The sequence below is a fragment of the Sphingosinicella microcystinivorans genome (genome assembly GCF_027941835.1).
Lineage (GTDB): Bacteria > Pseudomonadota > Alphaproteobacteria > Sphingomonadales > Sphingomonadaceae > Sphingosinicella.
Map to the genome: position 1 here is coordinate 41,126 of NZ_CP116005.1, position 19,351 is coordinate 60,476.

Sequence of the window (19,351 nt, forward strand, 5' to 3'; positions counted from 1 at the left end):
TCCGGGGTTGCTAGACTGCCGGCGTGTCCGCCGTGCGCAAGATCATCCATATCGACATGGACGCCTTCTATGCGTCGGTGGAGCAGCGCGACGATCCGGCGCTCCGGGGCAAGCCCGTCGCCGTCGGCCACGGCGCCGCGCGGGGCGTCGTCGCGGCGGCGAGTTACGAGGCGCGCGCATTCGGTGTCCGCTCGGCCATGCCGTCCGTCTCCGCGCTTCGGCGCTGCCCGCACCTCATCTTCGTGCGGCCGCGCTTCGACGTGTACCGCGCCGTCTCGAAGCAGATCCACGCGATCTTCGCCGACTACACCGATCTCATCCAGCCGCTCTCGCTCGACGAGGCCTATCTCGACGTGACCGCGAACCGCCGCGGCATCGCGACCGCGTGGGAGACCGCGAAGGAGATTCGGGCGCGCATCCTTGCCGAAACCGGCCTCACCGCATCGGCGGGCGTCTCCTACAACAAGTTTCTCGCCAAGCTCGCGTCGGACCAGCGCAAGCCGAACGGCCAGTTCGCGGTCACGCCCGAGATGGGCGCGGCGTGGGTCGAAACGCTTCCCGTCGCGCGCTTCCACGGCATCGGGCCGGCCACGGCGGCGAAGATGAAGCGGCTCGGCATCGAGACCGGACTCGACCTCCGTGAAAAGCCCCTCGCCTTCCTCAGGCAGCATTTCGGAAGCGCGGCGGAATGGTATCACGCGATCGCGCGCGGTGAGGACAACCGCCCCGTCGATCCCGACCGGGTCCGCAAGTCCTCGGGCAGCGAGACGACGTTCGACCGCGATCTCACCGACGACGCGGAGATCGAGACCGGCGTGCTCGGACAGGCCGACGAGGTCTGGGCATGGTGCGAGAAGGCGCAGGCGTTCGGCCGCACGGTCACGGTCAAGGTGAAGTATCAGGATTTCACGCAGATCACGCGCAGCCGCAGCGACTCCGCGCCCGTCACCAGCCGGGAGCGCCTGCACCAGCTCAGCCTCGCCCTGATCCGCAGCGTGCTGCCCACGCGCAAGGGCATACGGCTCGTCGGCGTCACCGTCTCGAACTTCGCGCCTGCCGAAGCGGACGCCGCGCCCCTGCCGCTGTTCTAGGACGCCTCGTCGAGCCTCGGCCGGAACAGCATCGGCCCGTAGGCGAGCAGGAACAGGATGAACGCGCCCGCCCAGAGCGTGCCGGCGGCCTCGATCCCGACGCGGTGATCGACGAGCCCGAGCGAGGCGGAGACGCGCAGCAGCGCGCCGAGGGTGACGCACGCATAGGCCGCCGTCGTCGCCGGTCCCGCCTTCAGCGCGCGGCCGGTGTGGCCGAGCGTGGCGCGCGTCATCACCGCGAGGATCATCGAGGCCATCGCCCCCGCCGTCAGCGCGTGGATCGCCGCGGTGCGCGGGACGGCCGCGTCGAGCGCGCTCCAGCCGAGCAGCAGCAGCCCGACCGGCACCCACAGGTAGCCGACGTGCAGCACCACCACGATCGGGTCCGCAAGCGTGCGCCAGCCGCGCCAGCGCGCGAGGCGGACGAGTTGCAGCGCCCCGGCCGCTGCCAAGACCGCGCCCGTCGCGCGCGCGCCGGGCGCGACCACCCACGCGAGCAGCGCCAGCCCCGTCAGCGCCAGTACGATCTGGTCGAACCGGCCGGGCTGCGTCGGCAGGCCCGCGGTCCAGCCCTGCTTCGCCATCCAGTTGCGCGTGAACGAGGGCACGATGCGCCCGCCGATCAGCGAGATGATCATCACCACCAGCGCGATGCCGGCGCGGAAGCCCGCCTCGCCGTCGGCGATCAGCCCGGCGGCGGCGGCGTAGTCCACCGCGTTGGCGGCGCCCAGCAGCAGCACCATGCCGACCACCGGCAGGTTGCGGTTCTTCGCGGCGACGACCTCGCACCCGGCCAGCAGCGCGAACGCCGCGTAGAACCCGACATCGAGCACGGCCGCGAGGCCGAGGCCGGTCTCGCCCGACCAGAACAGCGCGAGCCGCCCCGCCAGCCACAGTGCGAACAGCGCGGCGAGCGGCGGCCCGGCGATCGGCAGCCGCCCGGTCCAGTTCGGAATGGCGGTGAGCAGGAATCCGGCGATCACCGCGCCGACGAAGCCGAACAGCATCTCGTGCCGGTGCCATGCAAGCGCGTCGAACGCGGACGGCAGCGCGCCCCCGCCGAGGAACGCGAACAGCCACACGGCAAGGGCGATCACGGCCCACAGCGGCCCGCCGAAGAAGAACGGCCGGAAGCCGCCCCTGAAGAACGGGGGCGCAGCCGCCATGCGCGCCTTGCGCAGCGCCAGCATCTGCGCGCCCCGGGTCGCGAACGTACCGCTTTCCGTCATCACTGTCCTCCCGGCGTGCGGCTGCACGCGAAGTTTCAGGATCCGCGGTCTCTATTCTTTCACCCGAACCGAACCGATGTCAAAATCCACGGTGTCGCAGCAGGGGACCGGCATCCGGCCCCCTGCCCGCCGATCAGAACTGCGCCGAGACGCGAACGCCGAAGGTCCGGGGCGCTCCGGGGAACAGGTTCTGCCCGAGCGCGCCGAGCGTGGACCCCCACGGCGAATATTCTTCCTCGGAGAGGTTCTTCCCGTAGATCGTGAACGTGATGTCGGAGGGCAGCCTGTAGGACAGGCTCGCGTCGATCAGCGTGTACGCGTCCTGCTTCAGCAGGTTCGGGTCGTCGTAGAAATACGAACCCGTGTAGCTTGCCGAAACGCGGGCGGAGAGGCTGCCGCCGTTCTCGAGCTCGCGCTCGTAGTTGAGCCCGATGCTACCCGTGTGCCGGGGCACGCGGACGAACCGCCTGTCCTCGGGATTGGGGACGCCGATGAACGTCTTGTAGTCGGCATCGGTGTAACCGTAGTTCGCGTCCAGCGACAGTTCGTCCGTCAGGATCGCGGTCAGCTCGAGCTCGAGGCCCTGAACGGTCGCGTCGGCCGCGTTGAACACGGACTGGATCACGCCCGCCTCGGGGCTGACGCCCAGCACCGTGCGCTGCAGGTTGCTGTACTCGTTGTAGAACAGCGCGGCGTTGAAGCGCAGCCGCCGGTCCAGAAGATCGCTCTTGAAGCCCCCTTCATAGGCCGTGACGGTTTCGGACTGATAGGGCTCGATCAGCGGGGTGCCGCGAAGCGAGAAGCCGCCGCTTCGATAGCCGCGCGTGACCGACGCGAACAGCAGCATGTTGTCCAGCGTGTACGACACGCCGAGCTTGGGCGAGAAATTCCCGTCGCTGTACTTGCGCGGCCCGGTGAACGTGCAGGTCAGGAGATCGAACGAGCAGCTTCCGAACGGCGCCGCCGACGCCGTCTTGGTTTCGTCCGTGTAGCGCGCGCCGACCGTCACGGTGAGGTTTTCCAGCGGCGTGATGTCGGCCTCGGCGAAGAACGCGTAGCTGCTGTTCTCGAGGACCGACCGCGTGCCGAGCCGTTGCAGGCCGTTGTTCAGGTCCCGCGCTTCGCCGAAATGAATGTCCTGCTCGAAATAATATCCGCCGATCGTGAAGCTGAGCCAGTCGCCGACCTCGCGCGCGTAGCGAAGCTCGGTGCTGAACTGGTCCTGATCGTACCGGATCTGCTGAAGGAAACCGCGGCTCGGCGTGCCGTCGTAATCCGTCTCCACCCGCGTGCGGACATCGCGGTATCCCGATATGGATGTCAGCACGCCGCCGCCGAGCTGCCAATTGAGTTCCAGCATCGCGAATTTCACGTCGATGTCGTTGTAGCCGCGCGCGTTCGGGGAAACGCTCCAGTAATCCTTCGGCGTGACGTAGCCTTCCACTTCCGGCAGCGTGACCGGTCCGCCGGGAATCGTGTTGGGCGCGATGCCCCGCGCGGCGGTGGGGTCGCCCTCTTCGGAATACCACTCGGCGAGCACGGTGATGTCGAGATCGGGACTCGGCGTCAGGCGGATGCTCGGCCGCACGAGATAGGTGGTGCTCTTGCCGTAATCCGTGTTCGTGTTCGTATCCGTGAAATATCCGTCGAACGTCCGCGCCTGAACGGCAAGCCGCGCGGCGAGCACGTCGGGCGCGATCGGCGCATTCAGGACCGCCGAGCCTTCGAACAGGCCGTAGTTTCCGATTCCCGCGCCGAGGCTCCCTTCGAATTCGTTGCGGGGCCGCGCGGACCTCACCGCGAGCGCGCCGCCGGTGACGTTGCGTCCGAACAGCGTCCCCTGGGGCCCGCGCAGCACCTCGACCCCTTCCATGTCGAAGAGATCGCCGACGGCGCCGTAATTCGATCCCCAATAGACGCCGTCCTGAAAGATGCCGACGGCCGGTTCGTCGGACGGCGTCGAGCCCGAAATGCCCATGCCGCAGATCGAGAAGTTCTGGATGCCGCGCTGCGACGAGGGTTGCAGGGATGCGTTCGGCGTCATGCGGCCGACATCGACGAGGTCCTTCACGACGGCGCGATCGAGCTGGCCCGCGCTGAACGCCGTGATCGAAAGCGGTGTTTCCTGCACGTCTTCGGCGCGCGCACGCTTGCGGCCGGTCACGACGATTTCTTCAAGCTGGACACCGGTGTCCGAAGACCCGGCGCTCTGCGTCGCGGCCTCCTGCGCCGCGCTGCTGCTCGCCCACGCGATCGCGGCAACGGCAACACCGACGGACAATACGGATTTGCTGTTCATGCTCTTCCTCCCTCCAGGACCCCAATTGTATAACATGTTATATTCGACCTTCTGTTTGGTAGATTAAACGGCCGGCGACGAACTCTGCAACTGTTTTTGACCGTGCGATCATCCGGGGGGTTCGCGCTTGCGCGCGAAAGTGCGTCACCCGTTGCCGATATGCGACAACTCCAGCGCACCGAGCACCTGATGGCGCTCCGATGCGGCATTGAATCTCGATGCGACGGCGTCGCAGACCTCGGCGGTCTGCATCGCCGGCGGTACGACATTCCAGATGAGCCCGTACATGGTGTGCCTGCGATAGCTGAGCCACGCATCGTCCCGGTCCATCGGCGGCACGCCGAGCGCGGCACGGCAGGCGAGATAGTGACGCAGGAGATCCTGCTCGTGCGCCGCGCAGTCCTCGATGCTCATCGACGAAACGAGCAGGTAATTGATGTCGTGCGCCCAGTCGCATTGCATCAGGCGCTGCCAGTCGAGAAAGCCGGGGCGCCCGTCCTGTTCGAAGAACAGGTTGCCGGGATGCGCGTCGCCGTGAACCATGCACAGCCCTGCCGACGTCCGATCGAACGCCCAGAGCGCTTCCATGCCGCGGCGCACGTTGCCGACATCGCGCAGGCGCTTCTCCAGCGCGTCGGCGGCGGGGCGGCGCATCGCGGCCTCCCACGCTTCGGGGGTGAGCAGGCGCAGGATGATTCCGTCCGTCGCCAGCGTGCCGCCCGGCGCGCCCAGCATGTCGAGTTCGGGCGCCCGCCACCAATGGGCATGGAGCCGCGCCAGCATTTCCAGCGCCTGCGCCGCGGCCTCGGGAGACAGCGGCCGCAACGCGGTGCCGAAGCGCGCGTTGCGCTGCAACAGGTCCTCGATCAATTGGGCGGAATGGCCGGTTTCGTCGGTCGCGGCGAAATAGCCCGCGGGCGCGTTGACGAGATTGAGCGGCGCGATCCGGTCGTAGAAAAGCGACTCGCGGACATGGCTCGTCCGCACGTGGTCGGAATGCGGTTCGAGACCGCCCTTGTACCACATCGTCGCCGGAAGCCGGTGGGCATGGCCCGCGTCGTTGTATTCCAGCAGAAGCCGCTGCTTGGTGCCCGTCGCGCGGACGGCGCTCCCGAACGTCAGGCGCGTCACCTCCGTGCCGGGATAGCGCACGGAAAGCGCTTCCGAAACCCACGCGGCGGTGACGTCCTCGATGGCGTGCGGCAGCTTCATCCGCTTTTCCCCAGCTTGCGTTCGTCGAGGCCGAGACCGCGGCCGATGATCTCTTTCATGATCTCGCTGGAGCCTGCGAAGATCCGCGAAATGCGTGCGTCCGTGTAAAGGCGCGAGATGCGGTATTCGTCCATGTAGCCGGCGCCGCCGTGAAGCTACACGCCGGCATCCGTCATCCGCCCCTCGGTTTCGGAGGCGAGCAGCTTGGCCTCGGCCGCGAGCTCGGCGGTGAGTTCGCCCGCGTTGTAGAGCAGCACGCACTGGTCGACGAAGGTCTGGATGGCGTCGATCTCGGCGCGCAGCCCGGCCAGCGTGAAGCGCGCGTTCTGGAAGGTGCCGATCGGGCGCCCGAACGCCTTGCGCTCCTTGACGAACTCCAGCGTCGTCTCGAACGCCACCTGCGCGGCGGCGATCGAACCGACCGCGGCGATCAGCCGTTCGCCCGCGAGGAACCGCGTCAGGTAGCGGAACCCCTCGCCGGGATTGCCGAGGATGTTCGCCTTGGGCACGCGCACGTCGTTGAAGAACAGTTCCGACGTGTCCTGCGCGGCAAGGCCCATCTTGTGCAGGCGCTGGCCGCGCTCGAAACCCGCCATGCCCGCCTCGACGACGAACAGGCCGAGTTCGTGGCTCCCCGCGCCCGTCCGCGCCGCGACGATGATGAGATCGGCAAGCTGGCCGTTCGAGATGTAGGTCTTGGAACCGTTGAGCAGCCAATGGTCGCCGAGGTCCTCCGCGCGGCTCCGCATCCCGGCGAGGTCGCTGCCCGCGGCGGGCTCCGTCATCGCGACGGCGAGAATCGAATCCCCGGAAATGCAGCCCGGCAGCCAGCGCGTCTTCTGTTCGTCGTTCCCGAGCTTGGCGAGATAGGGCGCGACGAGGCCGGAATGCAGGTTGATGTAGAACCCCGGCTCGCCGTAGCGGACGTTTTCTTCGAAGATGATCTGCTCGTAGCGGAAATCCGCGATGCCGAGGCCGCCGTAGGCTTCGTCGGCCCACGGCAGCAGATAGCCCTGCGCGCCCGCCTTGCGGAAGATCTCGCGGTCGACGAAGCCCTGCGCGCGCCAGCGCCCGGCGTGGGGCGCGACTTCCGCCTTGTAGAAGCGGATCACGCTGTCGCGGAACGCCTCGTGCTCGGCCTCGAAGATCAGCCGGCGCATCAGTAATCGAATCCTCGCCCGGCGGCGGCCATCGCGCGAAGCCCGTCCGTCGGTGCGAAGCGCGCGCCGTAACGCTGCGCCAGCCTGTCGCAATCGGCAACGAAATCGGCGACGCCGACGGTCTCGATGAGCGAGAGCGTGCCGCCCGTCCACGTCGGGAAACCCCAGCCGAGAACCGCGCCGAGGTCGCCGTCCGCCGGATGCGTCAGGACATTTTCCTCGAGGCAGCGGACGGTTTCCAGCGCCTGAATGTAGAGAATGCGCTTCTTGACCTCCTCGACGTCCGGCTGCTCGGCGGCGGGCGGGAAATGCTCGGCAAGGCCCGGCCAAAGGTGTTTCGCACCCTGTTCCGGATAGACGTAGAATCCCCCACCGGCTTTCCGGCTGGAACGCCCGAGCTGCTCGGCCATCTTTTCCATCACCGCCATCGAGCCGGGGCGGCGATAGTCCGGGTCCTCCGCCTCGCTCTGCCGCACGATCTTCATCGGCAGGTCGAGCGTCACCTCGTCGAGCACGGCGAGCGGGCCGACCGGCATACCGGCCTGCCGCGCGCCGTTCTCGATGAGCGCGGGCGCGACGCCTTCGCGAAGCAGCTCCATGCCTTCGTGGATGAAGGTCTGGAACACGCGGCTGGTGTAGAAGCCCCGGCTGTCGTTGACGACGATCGGCGTCTTCCTGATCTGGGCGACGAAATCGAGCGCGTGCGCCAGCGTCTCGTCGTTTGTCTTGCGGCCCATGATCACCTCAACGAGCGCCATCCTGTCGACCGGCGAGAAGAAGTGCAGGCCGATGAACCGCTCCGGCCGCGGGAACGCCTCGGCGAGCCGGGTGATCGGCAAGGTCGACGTGTTGGAGGCGAACAGCACGCCCTCGCCCAGCACCGCCGCCGCCGCCTTCGCCGTCACGTCCGCCTTGATCGCCGTGTCCTCGAAGACGGCTTCGACGACGAGTTCGGCGCCCGCCAGATCGGCATAGTCGACGGTCGGGTGAATCCGCGCGAGCAGCGCATCGGCGGCGGCCTGCGCCATCGCGCCCTTCTCGACCGCCTTGCCGACGATCTTCGCGGAATAGGCCTTGCCCTTGTCCGCCGCGTCGAGGCTCATGTCGAGCAGGACGACCTCGATTCCCGCCTTCGCGGCGACATGGGCGATCCCCGCGCCCATCATGCCCGCGCCGAGCACCCCGATCTTGCCGACCTTGCGGCGCGGCACGCCCTGCGGGCGGCGGGCGCCCTTTTCGGCGAGGCCCTTGTTTACGAAGGTGGTGCGGATGATGTTGCGGCTGACCGGATCGGTCAGAAGACGCGCGAAATGCCGGCTTTCCACCGCGAGGCCCTTGTCGAACGGTACCTGCACGCCTTCGAAGATGCAGGTGAGGATCGAGATCGGGGCCGGATAGTTGCGCCCGTAGCGCGCCAGCAGCTTGCCGGTGGCGAGCGTGAAGAGCCCGGCCGTGCTCTGCTTGAGGAGCCCGTCCGATTCCTTGGTCCTGAAGCCCTTCACGTCCCACGGACGCACCGGGTCGGGTCCGGTCTTGAGCCATGCGCGCGCGGCATCGAGCAGTTCGCCCGGCGGCACGACGGCATCGACGAGGCCCATGTCGAGCGCCGCCTTCGGCTTGTAGCTGCGGCCTTCGAGCAGCACCTCCATCGCGCGCTCGGCGCCGATCATGCGCGGAAGCCGCTGCGTGCCGCCCGACCCGGGGAGCAGACCGACGCTCACCTCGGGAAGGCCGACGACGGCGCCCGGCGCATCGGCGAGGATACGGTGCGTGCACGCCAGCGCGAGCTCGTATCCGCCGCCGAGCGCATAGCCGTTCAGCGCCGCGACGACGGGCTTGCCGCACGTCTCGAGCAGCCGGTGCATCCGCGTCGCGCGCTGGCTGAACGCGAACGCCTCCGCACGCGACAGGCCGGCGGCGTGTTCAAGGATATACTTGAGGTCGGCGCCCGCCATGAAGCTGGGCTTCGCCGAAGTTATCACCAGCCCCCTGACGGCCTCGTCATTCTTCACCCGGCCGATAACTTCGACAATTTCGTCGATCCAGCCCGGCGACACCGTGTTCACCGGCGCATCGGCCTCGTCCAGCGTGAGCGTCGCGATACCGTCTGCAACGTCGAAGCGGAAATATTTGGACATGTCAGACTCGCTCAATGATCGTTGCCGTTCCAAGGCCGTTGCCCGCGCACAGAGTCACCAGCGCCGTCGACAGCCCGCGTCGTTCCAGCTCGTCGAGAGCCGTGCCCAGGATCATCGCGCCGGTCGCGCCGAGCGGATGGCCGAGCGCGATCGCACCGCCCGCGACGTTGACCTTTGCGGGGTCCAGATCGAGCTTCCGCATGAACCGCAGCACCACGCTGGCGAACGCCTCGTTGATCTCGAAAAGGTCGATGTCCGCCTTCGTCATGCCGACCTGCCGGAGCAGCTTTTCGGAAACGGCGGCAGGCGCCGTCAGCATGATCGTCGGCTCCGAGCCGATATTGGCGAAACCGACGATCCGCGCCCGCGGCTTCAGTCCGGCAGCCTCTCCGAATGCCGCACTGCCGACCAGAACCGCCGAGGCGCCGTCCACAATGCCGCTCGAGTTTCCGCCGGTATGGACGTGCCTGACGGCCTCCACGCCCGGATAGCGCTGAAGCGCGATCGCATCATAACCCGCAGCGCCGAGGCCGACGAACGCGGGCTTCAGCGCGGCGAGGCCCTCCATCGTCGTGTCCGGGCGCAGATACTCGTCGCGGTCGAGGACGGTCTGGCCGATCACGTCCACCACCGGCACCACCGCCCGGTCGAAGTGCCCGGCCGCCTGGCTGGCGGCAGCACGGCGCTGGCTCTCCAGCGCATAGGCATCGACATCCGCGCGCGAAAAGCCGTCCATCGTGGCGATGAGGTCGGCGCCGATGCCCTGCGGCGCGAAATAGCTGTGGTAGCTGCGCCACGGGTCCGCCGACCATGCCCCGGTATCCGCCCCGATGTAGGTGCGCGACAGGCACTCGACGCCGCCTCCGATCGCGGCGCCGGCCGCACCGACCATCACCTGCGCCGCCGCGTTGTTGACCGCCTCCAGCGCCGAGGCGCAGAAGCGATGCACCTGCTGCCCGGCCACGTTTTCCGCGTAGTCCGCGGCGAGGACGGCTGCCCTTGCGATATTTCCGCCCTGCTCGCCCACCGGCTGGGCGCAGCCCATGATCACGTCGTCGATCAGCGCCGTATCAAGCGCATGGCGCGCGGCGAGCGCGCGCAGCGGGGTCGCTGCCAGCTCCACCGCCGTGATCTCGTGCAGGGCGCCGTCGGGCCGCCCGCGCCCCCGTGGCGTGCGGGCATGGTCGTAGATATATGCGGTCTGCGTCACGCTCACGTTCTCCCTTTGCCCGTTTATCTACCATCCGTTTGATGGATTTCAAGATGAATGATGCCTCCCGCGGTTCATTTTTCCTCTTGGCAACGGCCAATAATTTTATCAAACGTATGGTAGATAAAAAGCCGATCGCCGGGAGATTACCGTTATGAGCATCCTTTCCGAAGAGCACCTCGCCTTCAGGGACATGGCACGCCGCTTCGTTGAAGCCGAGATGCCCAAGGACTGGGCGCGCGCGCTCGAAAAGGATGAGCACAACTACCCCTTCACACTTTGGGACAAGTTCACCCAAGCGGGCTTCCACGGCCTCGGCATCGACGAGAAATACGGCGGACAGGGCGGCGACATCCTGATGCAGATGCTGCTGGCCCGCGAGCTTGCGCGCACGCTCGGCGGCCTCTCCTGGATCTGGGGCATCACCTCCTTCGCAGGCGTGAAATCCATCGGCCTCTACGGCACCGAGGAGCAGAAGGACCGCTTCCTGCCCGAGATCGCCGCAGGCCGGCTCCGGGCTGCGATCGCCTTCACGGAACCGAGCGGCGGCACCGACCTTCTCGGCGGCCTGCGGACCACCGCGACCAAGGTGGACGGCGGCTGGCGGATCAGCGGCGAAAAGATCTGGAGCTCATCCGCGCACGTCGCGGACTATCTGCTGCTCCTCGCCCGCAGCGACAAGAACGCCGCCCGCCCGCAGCAGGGTCTCACCCTCTTCTGGATCCCGACGAAGAGCGACGGCCTCACCATCACGCCGCTCGCGAAGCTCGGTATGCGTTCCATGGGCTCGTGCAGCGTCCACCTCGACGACGTGTTCGTCCCCGACGACCTTGTGCTCGGCGAGCCGCACAAGGCATGGTATACGCTGCTCCCTACGCTGAACAACGAGCGCCTGATGGTCAGTGCCTTCTGCCTCGGCATTCTCGACGGCGTTCTGGAAGACGCCCTCGATTACGCGAAGGAACGCAAGGCGTTCGGCAAGCCGATCGGCCAGATGCAGGCTATCCAGCACATGATCGCCGACATCAGGATCGGGCAGTACCAGGTCGAGACCATGCTGATGGACTGCGCCACCAAAATGACGACCGGGCAGCCGGCCGTCATTGAGACGACCATGCTGAAGGTCGCGGCCTCGGACATCGCCAACAGGGCGGCGGACGCGGGCATCCAGATCCTCGGCGGCATGGGCTATTCGGCCGAAACCGACATGCAGCGGTACTGGCGCGATTCGCGGCTGTGGCGGATCGGCCCGATCACCAACGAAATGGCGCGCAACTCGATCGCGGAGCAACTCGGCCTGCCGAGGTCGTTCTGATGACCGTGGAAGGCCGCGCCTTCCCGGGCGGCACCTACCGCATCACGCGGCAGGAAAACGCGGCACTTTGCGAGGCTGTCGGCGCCGCGCCCGACCCGGACGGGCGGGCGCACCCGATCTTCTACTACATCGCGACGCAGGTCGGCATGGGGATGACGGTCGCGGACCTTCTGGACCTCTGCGACTTCGACGTGAACGACGGGCCGATGATGACGGGCAGCAGCGCCAGCTTCGCCGGCGATCTCCTGATCGAGACGGACTACCGGATCGACGGCGAGATCGTGTCGCTAACCCGCAAGCCCAGCCGTACCTTCGGCTTCGCCGACACGCTGCGCTTCCGCCTGCGGATGACGCCGGGCGACGGCGCACCCGTCCTCGAATGCGTGAACGAATGGATCCTCCCGCGCAGGCAGGCAGACGCATGACAGAGCCGGACACCCCCCTCCCCACGCTGACGCACACGGTCCGCGCCGCCGCGATGATGCCGATCGCCGACATCCTGCGAGACCCGAACCCGATTCACCTCGATCCGGCGGCCGTGAAGGCGGCAGGGCTCGGCGACCGGGTGATCAACCAGGGGCCGGCCAATCTCGCCTATGTCATGAACATGCTCGCGACGGCGTTTCCGGACCATCGGCTGGAGCAAATGGAAAGCCGCTTCCTTGCCAACGTCAGGGACGGCGACACGGTCGAGGCCGGCGGCATGATCACCGCACATGAAGGCGACCGCATCACCTGCGATGTCTGGCTGAACGTCGCCGACGCGGGGCCCGCCGTGAAGGGACGGGTGACGCTGGTCCGGCGCTAGCGATCCGCCCGCAGCAATTCGAGGCCTTTCGCCGTGGCGATCCCTCTCAACATGATCGTGACGAAATGGTTGGCGATCTGATCCATTGGCTTGCGCGGCTGGGGCCGATACCATTGGTAGAGCGAATTCGTCCAACCCATCATGGTCTGGGCGGTCAGCTTCGGATCGAGGCTGTCGAGGATCAGGCCCTCCGCCTGCCCCTTCTTGATCAGCGCGAGGAACTGATCGCGGAACTCGTGCCCGCGGAACAGCGACTCCCGGCGCTTCGGGTCGAGCGCCTTCAGCTCATGAAGGTAAACCGTGGTTTTCGCCTGGTTGCGGCACATGTAGTCGATGTGGCTGCGAAACATGGCTTCGAGCTTGTCGAAGACCGTTCCGGACTCTTCGGAGCGCTGCCTTATCATCGCGACGCCCTCGTTGTGCACTTCCGTCAGCAGATGATCGAGAAGGTCGCTCTTCGTCTTGATATAATAGTATATGCTGCCTTTCAGGATACCCACCCGGTCGGCGATTTCCTGCAATGTCGCAGCGTCATATCCTTTTTCGTAGAAGACCTCGGCAGCCGCCTTCAGTATTTCCTGCCACCTCTTCTCCCTGGGCTTCCTGTCGTTTGCGCCGCGTCCATTGCCGGGCGGCGCAGGCTCCGTTTTCTTCATCGCTTTCGGCACTATCATTCGCCCCTGCTCTGTTTCAGCATATCGTCGGCCCGCGAATATCTCGCGTCAACAGAAAAACCCGTATATGCTCCAATAACGACCATACGTTCGGTAGACATGATATCCTTGAAAGGCTGGATTTCAGACCATGACGGAAAATGCGAACGGCTCCGGCCTCTTCGACCTGTCCGGCAAGACCGCGCTCGTGACCGGCGGCGCCAACGGGCTGGGCCGCATGATCGCCGAGGCTCTGCTCCGGGCGGGCGCGCGCGTGGTCGTCACGTCGCGCAAGGCTGATGCCTGCGCGCGTGCCGAAGCGGAGATGTCGGCGTATGGCGCGTGCCGCGCGATTGCCGCCGACTTTTCGGATCCTGCCGCAGCGGAAGCGTTTTCGGCCACGTTCCGGAACGATCACGACCGGCTCGATATCCTGATCAACAATGCAGGGAAGACGTGGGGCGCGCCGCTCGACAGCTTTCCGGACAAGGCCTGGCCCGGCGTCATGACGATGAACGTCCAGATTCCGTTCAAGCTCACCCAATTGCTGCTTCCATTGCTGGAGAAAGCTGCGGCGGACGGCGACCCCTCCCGTATCATCAATATCGGCTCGGTCGCGGGAAAGATCATCGAGCCGCTGCACGCCTACAGCTACTCCGCCAGCAAGGCGGCCATCCACCAGCTCAGCCGCCAGCTCGCGAGCGAGCTCGCCGCGCGGAACATCACGGTCAACACGATCATCCCGGGGTATTTCCCGACCAGCATGACCGCCCATCTTCAGGACAAGGACGGCGCGCCCACCGGAATGCTCGCGGACCATATCCCGCTGCGCCGGTTCGGACGGCCGGACGACATCGGGGGCGTCGCGGTCTTCCTCGCATCGCGCGCGGCGGCCTACCTCACGGGCAGCGAGGTGGTCGTGGACGGCGGGCTGAGCGGCTGCCGCTAGACCAGAAAGGTAGACGAACGTGCGTGTCATCATCACCGGAGCCGCCAGCGGGATCGGGGAAGCCGTGGCGCGGCTGCTCGCCGGAGGGCATGGACCCGTCGCGGCTGAAAAGCTGCTCCTCGTCGACCGGGACGCCGCAAAGCTCTCGGCGCTGGCCGCAGACATCGGGGCAAGCTGCACCACGATGACCTGCGACCTTGCCTCTCCCGATTCCGGCGAACGGATCGTCGCCGAGGCCGTCCGCACACTCGGCGGCGTCGATGCCGTCGTCAGCAACGCCGGGATCATCCAGAATGCGCTGCTCGCCGATCTCGAAACGGCCGACTTCGACCGGATGTTCGCCATCAACACGCGCGCGACCTGGCTGATCGCGAAGGCCGCGTATCCGTACCTGCGCGCCGCATCCGGCGCGATCGTGGCGACGGGCTCGATCTCCGCCGCGCACCCGACGCCGCCGCTCGGCGCCTATGCCGCGAGCAAGGCGGCCTTGCAGATGCTCGTGCGGCAGCTCGCCAACGAATGGGGGCCGGACGGCATCCGCTGCAACTGCGTGTCGCCGGGGCCGACGATGACCGGTCTCACGCAAGCGGGCTACACGAACGAAGACCTGAAACGCCGCCGGGAAGCAACGATACCGCTGAGGCGCATCGGCAGCCCGGAGGATATTGCCGAAGCCGTCGCCTTCCTGCTCAGCCCGGCGTCACGCTACATCAACGGCATCGACCTGCTCGTCGACGGCGGTCTCTCGACGACGCTGATGACGAACAGCGGCGCCGGCAGCGGCCACGGTACGAACGCCGCCTAGAGGGCCTCCAGCGAACCCAGGAACCGCCGGAGCGCGGGCAGATAGGCGTCGTTGTCATCGCCCGAGACCATGTGGCCGACCCCGGCAATGCGTTCGTAGCGCAGATCGGGCACGACCTCGCGAAATCGTCGCACCTGACCGGCGGTCACGACCGTGCTGAACTCGGCGTGCATCAACAGGGCGGGAACCCGAAGCGCGGCAGCGGAGGCAGCGAACAGCCCGCCCTCGCCGCCATGACGCACGAACTCATCCCGGATGAACCGCGGATCCCAGCGCCAATACAGGCGGCCGTCATCGCCCTGCCGCATGTGCGCGCGCAGGCGTTCGGCGCTGCCGTGCGAGGCAACGCCCCGAAGCGCATCGACAGCGGCAGCGGCGTCCTCCACGGTATCGAAGCCCTCGGCCGATCGGCGCATCGCACCGCGCAGTTCGTCGGCGTCATCCTCGTCGATCCAGGGAGTGACATCGGCAAGCGCGAGAGCACGGATACGGTGCGGCATCCTTGCCGCCGCGATCAGCGCGATATGGCCGCCGAGCGACGCGCCCACCAGGATCGCGGGCCGGCCGAGACCGGAGACGATCGCGTCGAGATCGGCGACGTGACGATCGAACGCATAGTTTCCGTCCGGCGCCCAGTCGCTGTCGCCATGCCCCCGGAGGTCGAGCGAAACCGTGCGGTAGCCGTCGCTCGCAAGCGTGCGTGCGGCGCCCCGCCATGCCGACCGGCTCTGTCCGCCGCCATGCAGGAAGAGCACCGGATTCTGCCCCTGCTCCCCGAAGGAGTCCGCGGCGATCGCATTGCCGTCCGCGCCGCGCAGCCACAACAGAGCCATGCGCGGATCAGGCGAAAAGGCGTGCGTGAAGCGGACCCATCGACCGCATGTAGAGGTGCCGGAAGACGGGCTCTCCCTTCGCGCGGTCGAGGGCCAGCGCCGGATAACGGTCCAGCAGCGCCGATATGGCTTCGCGCATTTCGACGCGCGCAAGCTGCGAACCGACGCACGACCGCGTGCCCTTCGCGAAGGCGAGGTGATCGGTCGGCGCACGGCGGTCGAGGTCCATCGCGTGCGGGCATCCGTATTTTTCCGGGTCGCGGTTGGCGGCCGCGTGGACGAGGATGATCATTTCCCCCTTGCGGATCGGGACGTCGCCGATCTCGGCGTCCGCCACGCAGAAGCGGTGCCGGAACTGGACGACGTTGAAGAGGCGCAGCGACTCCTCGATGAGCGCCGCGAGCGGCTTGCCGCGATCCGCGCGAACCCGCGCCATTGCCGCGTCGTCGGTGAGCAGCAGGTAGAGCGCGTTCGAAATCCCGTGAACGGTGGTGTCGGAACCGGCGAAGTAAAGCTCGCGGCAAAGCCCCAGCGCGCCTTCCTCGTCCAGCGCGATTCCCGCCTCCGGCGCTTCCTGCCAGACTCGGCTGATGAAATCGTCGCGGGGCTGGTCGCGCCGCGCGCGGACATAGGGAAGCAGCATGTCGTTGAGTTCGTGCGAGGCCGCGAGCGCACGGTCGCGCAACGCCGCGTCGCGGTAGCCCGAGGCGATGAAGTTGACGATCTCCTCGTTGAGGAAGAGGATTCGCGCCATCATGGCATCGTCCTCATAGGGCATACCGAGCAGCGAGCAGATCACGCGCGGCGGTATCTGCGCCGCGAAATCCGCCGAGAGATCCGCCTCGGACCGGCCTTCCAGCCGCCTGAGCGCGAAGTCGATGATGGGGCGCACGTGCGGCTCGCGGAAGCGCTCGACGCTCGCCGGGGACAAGAGCTTCAGATGGAAGCGCCGCAGTTTGTTATGCTCTTCGTCGCGGCTGATGGTGATGTTTGCACCACCGCCCTTGATCTCCTTCACGAGATCGTCGGCGAAAACATACGCGTTGGCGAAATGGCTCTCGTCCTTTTCCGCGGCCGCGCACTGGTCGAAATCGAGCACCAGCCACGCGTTCGCCTTCGCGTCCCACACCGGCGAGCCCTGCGCGCGCATACGCTCGTAGAAGGGAAACGGATCGGCGTCGGCGAAGCCGACGATGGTTTCATGGGCCGGGCAGGCGCGGGCCTCTTTCAGCAACTCCGCCGATTCAGACATACGACCTCCCATGTTTTCAAAGCCCGCCGTGGACATCAATGGTCTCGCCGGTGACGTAGGACGCCTCTTCGCCGGCGAGGAAAGCGACGACATTTGCGACTTCCTCCGGCCGCGCGCCGCGTTTCAGCGGCGTTTGCGCCAGAAACGCCTCTTTCACATGCGGCGGCAGCCGCTCGCCCATGCCTGCATCGACGAGCGCGGGGGCGACGGCGTTCACCCGTATGCCGTGCGCGGCAAGCTCGCGCGCGAGCGTCATGGTGAGGTTGATCACGCCCGCCTTGGACGCGCCGTAGTCGACCTGGCTCGACCCGCGCCGTCCCGCGATCGAGGCAATGTTCACGATGTTTCCGCCTTCGCCGCGCGCGATCATGCGGCGGGCGACCGACTGGCAAAGCAGCAACGTCGCCGCGACGTTCACCGTCAGCGTGCGCCGGATCTGATCCGCCGTGAGCTCGAGGAACGGCGTCGGACGCCAATAGGCGGCGTTGTTCACCAGCAACGCCACAGGCCCGGCATCGGCCTCGATGCGGTCGACGAGTGCATCGAGGCCGCCGAGATCGGTAAGGTCCGCCCGGTAGTGCCGAATCGCCTCGGGCGGCCCTGCCTCGGCGAGATCGACGCTCGCGACCGCCCGGCCGTCGGCATGGAGCCGCCGCACGATGGCGGCCCCCAGCCCCCCGGCAGAACCGGTCACGATCGCGACGCTCATGCCGCCGCGCCCCGGAAGCGTTCGGGAAGCATGTCCCTGAGCCTGAACTTCTGCACCTTGGTGGTCGACATCGGCCATTCGGTGACGAACACCACGTCGCGCGGAATCTTCCATTTCGCGATCTGGCCCTGACACATTCCGATCAATTCCTCGGCCGTCACCGTCCCGCCCGGCACGCGCTCGACGAAAGCGACGGGCACCTCGCCGAGACGCGCGTCGGCGCCGCCGATCACCTGCACCATCTTCACGTCCGGGTGCTGATTGAGGAAGAACTCGATCTCGGCCGCTGCAACGTTCTCGCCGCCGACCTTCAGCATGTCCTTCAGGCGGCCGAGGAAATAGAGATAGCCCGCGCCGTCCATCTTGCCGCGATCCCCGGTCCGCACCCAGCCTCCCGGCAGGATCGTCGCGGCGGTCGCCTCGGGGTCGCGGTAGTATTCCTTGAGCGCACCGCCGCCGCGGAACTGGATTTCGCCCGGCTGATCGGGGCCGCAGACTGCTCCGCTCTCCGGATCGACGATCCTGACCTCGGTATGGGCAGGCGCCTTGCCGCTGGTCGTCGCGCGCACATCGAGCGGGGCATCCATCGGCGTGAACGTCACGATGCCCGATCCTTCGGTCATGCCGAACAGGTTGAGCACGACCGCGCCGTCCGGCAGCAGGGCCTCGATCTGGCGCTGCATCGCGGGCGGCCCCACGTTGAGAAGCGAACGGACGTGCGAGAAGCGCGCCTTCGAATAGCGCGGATGCTGAAGGACGGTGAGCGACATCTGCGGGAAGCCGGGGTAGAGATGATCAATCCGGTATTTTTCCATCAGCGCGATGACGCCGTCGGGGTTGAAATGCGGCTGGGTGACGAACGCCGCGCCGCGCGAAAGATAGGCGGTCATCGGGCCGATCCCGCCCGTGTGGAAGAACGGCATCGGCATCCAGACCCGCTGGCCGCGCTTCAGGTCGACGATCTCGGCGAACGTGTACCAGCTTCTTTGCAGGCTGCCGTGCGTCAGCACGCAGCCCTTCGGGTTGGCCGTCGTCCCCGACGTATAGATGATCGCCGCAGGGTCTTCCGGTCCGACCGCGTCCATCGCCGCATCGACCTCCGCGTCGGAGACCGCCGCACCGGCATCGACGAGGCCTTGCAGGGACAGGAAACCGTCCGCACGCGCTTCCCCGAACAGCACGAGAGACCGCAATTCCGGCGCACCCGTCAACCGGGCGGCGGCGACATCGTCCTGCGTTGCAATGTCGGGATAGAGATTTGTGAGCAGGCCCGCGAAATCGACGTAATCCTCGATCGCGTCCGTGGTCATCAACACGCGCGAACGGCTGTGGTTGATCGTGTAATCCAGCTCGTGCCGCTTGTAGCGCGCATTGAGCGCGACGACCGTGGCGCCCGCATAGAGGGCGCCGAAATAGGCGAACGGCCAATGGGGGTGGTTCGGCATCAGCGTGGCGACGTGATCGCCGGGGCGCACGCCGAGCGCGATCAGACCCTTCGCGATGCGCCGCGCCCCGGCATCGAGCTCGCCGAACGAAATCTCGCGATCGGGAAAAATGCCGTAGATGTCGTGCGGAATTTCCGCCGCCTTCTCCCTCAGAAGCGCAGCGATCGTCTTGATTCCCGGAACCGGCGGCGCATCGGCGGCACTCATGCCCTGGCGTTCCTCCCTCAGCTTTTCTTTACGGCA

The 19,351-nt window shown here is 67.0% G+C and carries 16 protein-coding genes and 1 pseudogene; 6 read left to right on the forward strand and 11 right to left on the reverse strand.

Features of this window, described 5'->3' with window-relative positions:
- Window positions 1-23: 23 nt before the first annotated feature.
- Window positions 24-1,091: a DNA polymerase IV gene (gene dinB / locus PE061_RS00205; RefSeq protein WP_271257241.1), complete on the forward strand. Its 1,068-nt coding sequence runs from the start codon at window positions 24-26 to the stop codon at window positions 1,089-1,091.
- Here the strand turns inward: dinB and PE061_RS00210 are convergent.
- The 6 genes and pseudogenes from PE061_RS00210 to PE061_RS00235 all read right to left on the reverse strand — a co-directional run bounded on the left by PE061_RS00210 (window position 1,088) and on the right by PE061_RS00235 (window position 10,339).
- Window positions 1,088-2,320 (reverse strand): NnrS family protein, encoded by a 1,233-nt coding sequence (locus PE061_RS00210; RefSeq protein WP_271257242.1) that lies wholly within the window; start codon window positions 2,318-2,320, stop codon window positions 1,088-1,090. The genes dinB and PE061_RS00210 overlap by 4 nt on opposite strands.
- A 133-nt stretch (window positions 2,321-2,453) precedes the next feature.
- Window positions 2,454-4,619 (reverse strand): TonB-dependent receptor, encoded by a 2,166-nt coding sequence (locus PE061_RS00215; RefSeq protein WP_271257243.1) that lies wholly within the window; start codon window positions 4,617-4,619, stop codon window positions 2,454-2,456.
- A 144-nt stretch (window positions 4,620-4,763) separates the two neighbouring features.
- A complete protein-coding gene (locus PE061_RS00220; protein ID WP_271257244.1) occupies window positions 4,764-5,831 on the reverse strand; it encodes an aminoglycoside phosphotransferase family protein in 1,068 nt (355 codons plus the stop codon).
- Window positions 5,828-6,991, reverse strand: a pseudogene (locus PE061_RS00225) (acyl-CoA dehydrogenase family protein). The gene PE061_RS00220 and the pseudogene PE061_RS00225 overlap by 4 nt, the downstream one beginning before the upstream one ends.
- On the reverse strand, window positions 6,991-9,129 hold the full coding sequence (locus tag PE061_RS00230; RefSeq protein WP_271257245.1) for a 3-hydroxyacyl-CoA dehydrogenase NAD-binding domain-containing protein: 2,139 nt from the start codon (window positions 9,127-9,129) through the stop codon (window positions 6,991-6,993). Before PE061_RS00230 ends, PE061_RS00225 begins: the two are co-directional and overlap by 1 nt.
- A 1-nt stretch (window position 9,130) precedes the next feature.
- Window positions 9,131-10,339, reverse strand: coding sequence for an acetyl-CoA C-acetyltransferase (locus tag PE061_RS00235; protein WP_271257246.1), 1,209 nt, complete (start codon window positions 10,337-10,339; stop codon window positions 9,131-9,133).
- 154 nt (window positions 10,340-10,493) lie between these two features.
- Between PE061_RS00235 and PE061_RS00240 the strand changes: the two genes are divergently transcribed.
- Genes PE061_RS00240 through PE061_RS00250 form a run of 3 tightly spaced genes read left to right on the forward strand, consistent with a single transcriptional unit; the run spans window position 10,494 to window position 12,462 of the window.
- Entirely contained in the window at window positions 10,494-11,654 is a 1,161-nt protein-coding gene (locus tag PE061_RS00240) for an acyl-CoA dehydrogenase family protein (RefSeq protein ID WP_271257247.1), read from the forward strand.
- Window positions 11,654-12,079, forward strand: coding sequence for a hypothetical protein (locus PE061_RS00245; RefSeq protein ID WP_271257248.1), 426 nt, complete (start codon window positions 11,654-11,656; stop codon window positions 12,077-12,079). The genes PE061_RS00240 and PE061_RS00245 overlap by 1 nt, the downstream gene beginning before the upstream one ends.
- Window positions 12,076-12,462: a MaoC family dehydratase gene (locus PE061_RS00250; RefSeq protein WP_271257249.1), complete on the forward strand. Its 387-nt coding sequence runs from the start codon at window positions 12,076-12,078 to the stop codon at window positions 12,460-12,462. Before PE061_RS00245 ends, PE061_RS00250 begins: the two co-directional genes overlap by 4 nt.
- Here the strand turns inward: PE061_RS00250 and PE061_RS00255 are convergent.
- Window positions 12,459-13,136 carry a TetR/AcrR family transcriptional regulator gene (locus PE061_RS00255; protein ID WP_271257250.1) on the reverse strand — a complete coding sequence of 226 codons (678 nt, stop codon included), beginning with the start codon at window positions 13,134-13,136 and terminating at the stop codon, window positions 12,459-12,461. The two genes, PE061_RS00250 and PE061_RS00255, sit on opposite strands and share 4 nt — an antisense overlap.
- A gap of 130 nt (window positions 13,137-13,266) precedes the next feature.
- Here PE061_RS00255 and PE061_RS00260 point away from each other — a divergent pair, with 130 nt between their 5' ends.
- Together PE061_RS00260 and PE061_RS00265 are read left to right on the forward strand one after the other, a co-directional pair.
- On the forward strand, window positions 13,267-14,064 hold the full coding sequence (locus tag PE061_RS00260) for an SDR family oxidoreductase (RefSeq protein WP_271257251.1): 798 nt from the start codon (window positions 13,267-13,269) through the stop codon (window positions 14,062-14,064).
- A 19-nt stretch (window positions 14,065-14,083) separates the two neighbouring features.
- Complete coding sequence (locus PE061_RS00265; protein WP_271257252.1) at window positions 14,084-14,869, forward strand: SDR family NAD(P)-dependent oxidoreductase; 786 nt, start codon at window positions 14,084-14,086, stop codon at window positions 14,867-14,869.
- Here the strand turns inward: PE061_RS00265 and PE061_RS00270 are convergent.
- The 4 genes from PE061_RS00270 to PE061_RS00285 are packed head-to-tail and all read right to left on the reverse strand — an operon-like array spanning window position 14,866 to window position 19,315.
- The gene (locus PE061_RS00270) at window positions 14,866-15,702 is read right to left on the reverse strand and encodes an alpha/beta fold hydrolase (RefSeq protein ID WP_271257253.1); all 837 of its coding nucleotides are present in this window, start codon (window positions 15,700-15,702) and stop codon (window positions 14,866-14,868) included. The two genes, PE061_RS00265 and PE061_RS00270, sit on opposite strands and share 4 nt — an antisense overlap.
- A gap of 7 nt (window positions 15,703-15,709) precedes the next feature.
- Window positions 15,710-16,954, reverse strand: a complete 1,245-nt coding sequence (locus PE061_RS00275; protein ID WP_271257254.1) for a cytochrome P450 — start codon at window positions 16,952-16,954, stop codon at window positions 15,710-15,712.
- Between the two features lie 16 nt (window positions 16,955-16,970).
- Entirely contained in the window at window positions 16,971-17,663 is a 693-nt protein-coding gene (locus tag PE061_RS00280; RefSeq protein WP_271257255.1) for an SDR family NAD(P)-dependent oxidoreductase, read from the reverse strand.
- Window positions 17,660-19,315 (reverse strand): class I adenylate-forming enzyme family protein, encoded by a 1,656-nt coding sequence (locus tag PE061_RS00285; RefSeq protein WP_271257256.1) that lies wholly within the window; start codon window positions 19,313-19,315, stop codon window positions 17,660-17,662. Before PE061_RS00285 ends, PE061_RS00280 begins: the two co-directional genes overlap by 4 nt.
- Window positions 19,316-19,351: the final 36 nt, after the last annotated feature.

Coding starts and splice junctions, on each gene's coding strand:
- PE061_RS00210 (WP_271257242.1), bottom strand. CDS start 2,320: ATGACGGAAAGCGGTACGTTCGCGACCCGGGGCGCGCAGATGCTGGCG.
- PE061_RS00215 (WP_271257243.1), bottom strand. CDS start 4,619: ATGAACAGCAAATCCGTATTGTCCGTCGGTGTTGCCGTTGCCGCGATC.
- PE061_RS00220 (WP_271257244.1), bottom strand. CDS start 5,831: ATGAAGCTGCCGCACGCCATCGAGGACGTCACCGCCGCGTGGGTTTCG.
- PE061_RS00230 (WP_271257245.1), bottom strand. CDS start 9,129: ATGTCCAAATATTTCCGCTTCGACGTTGCAGACGGTATCGCGACGCTC.
- PE061_RS00240 (WP_271257247.1), top strand. CDS start 10,494: ATGAGCATCCTTTCCGAAGAGCACCTCGCCTTCAGGGACATGGCACGC.
- PE061_RS00245 (WP_271257248.1), top strand. CDS start 11,654: ATGACCGTGGAAGGCCGCGCCTTCCCGGGCGGCACCTACCGCATCACG.
- PE061_RS00250 (WP_271257249.1), top strand. CDS start 12,076: ATGACAGAGCCGGACACCCCCCTCCCCACGCTGACGCACACGGTCCGC.
- PE061_RS00255 (WP_271257250.1), bottom strand. CDS start 13,136: ATGATAGTGCCGAAAGCGATGAAGAAAACGGAGCCTGCGCCGCCCGGC.
- PE061_RS00260 (WP_271257251.1), top strand. CDS start 13,267: ATGACGGAAAATGCGAACGGCTCCGGCCTCTTCGACCTGTCCGGCAAG.
- PE061_RS00270 (WP_271257253.1), bottom strand. CDS start 15,702: ATGGCTCTGTTGTGGCTGCGCGGCGCGGACGGCAATGCGATCGCCGCG.
- PE061_RS00275 (WP_271257254.1), bottom strand. CDS start 16,954: ATGTCTGAATCGGCGGAGTTGCTGAAAGAGGCCCGCGCCTGCCCGGCC.
- PE061_RS00280 (WP_271257255.1), bottom strand. CDS start 17,663: ATGAGCGTCGCGATCGTGACCGGTTCTGCCGGGGGGCTGGGGGCCGCC.
- PE061_RS00285 (WP_271257256.1), bottom strand. CDS start 19,315: ATGAGTGCCGCCGATGCGCCGCCGGTTCCGGGAATCAAGACGATCGCT.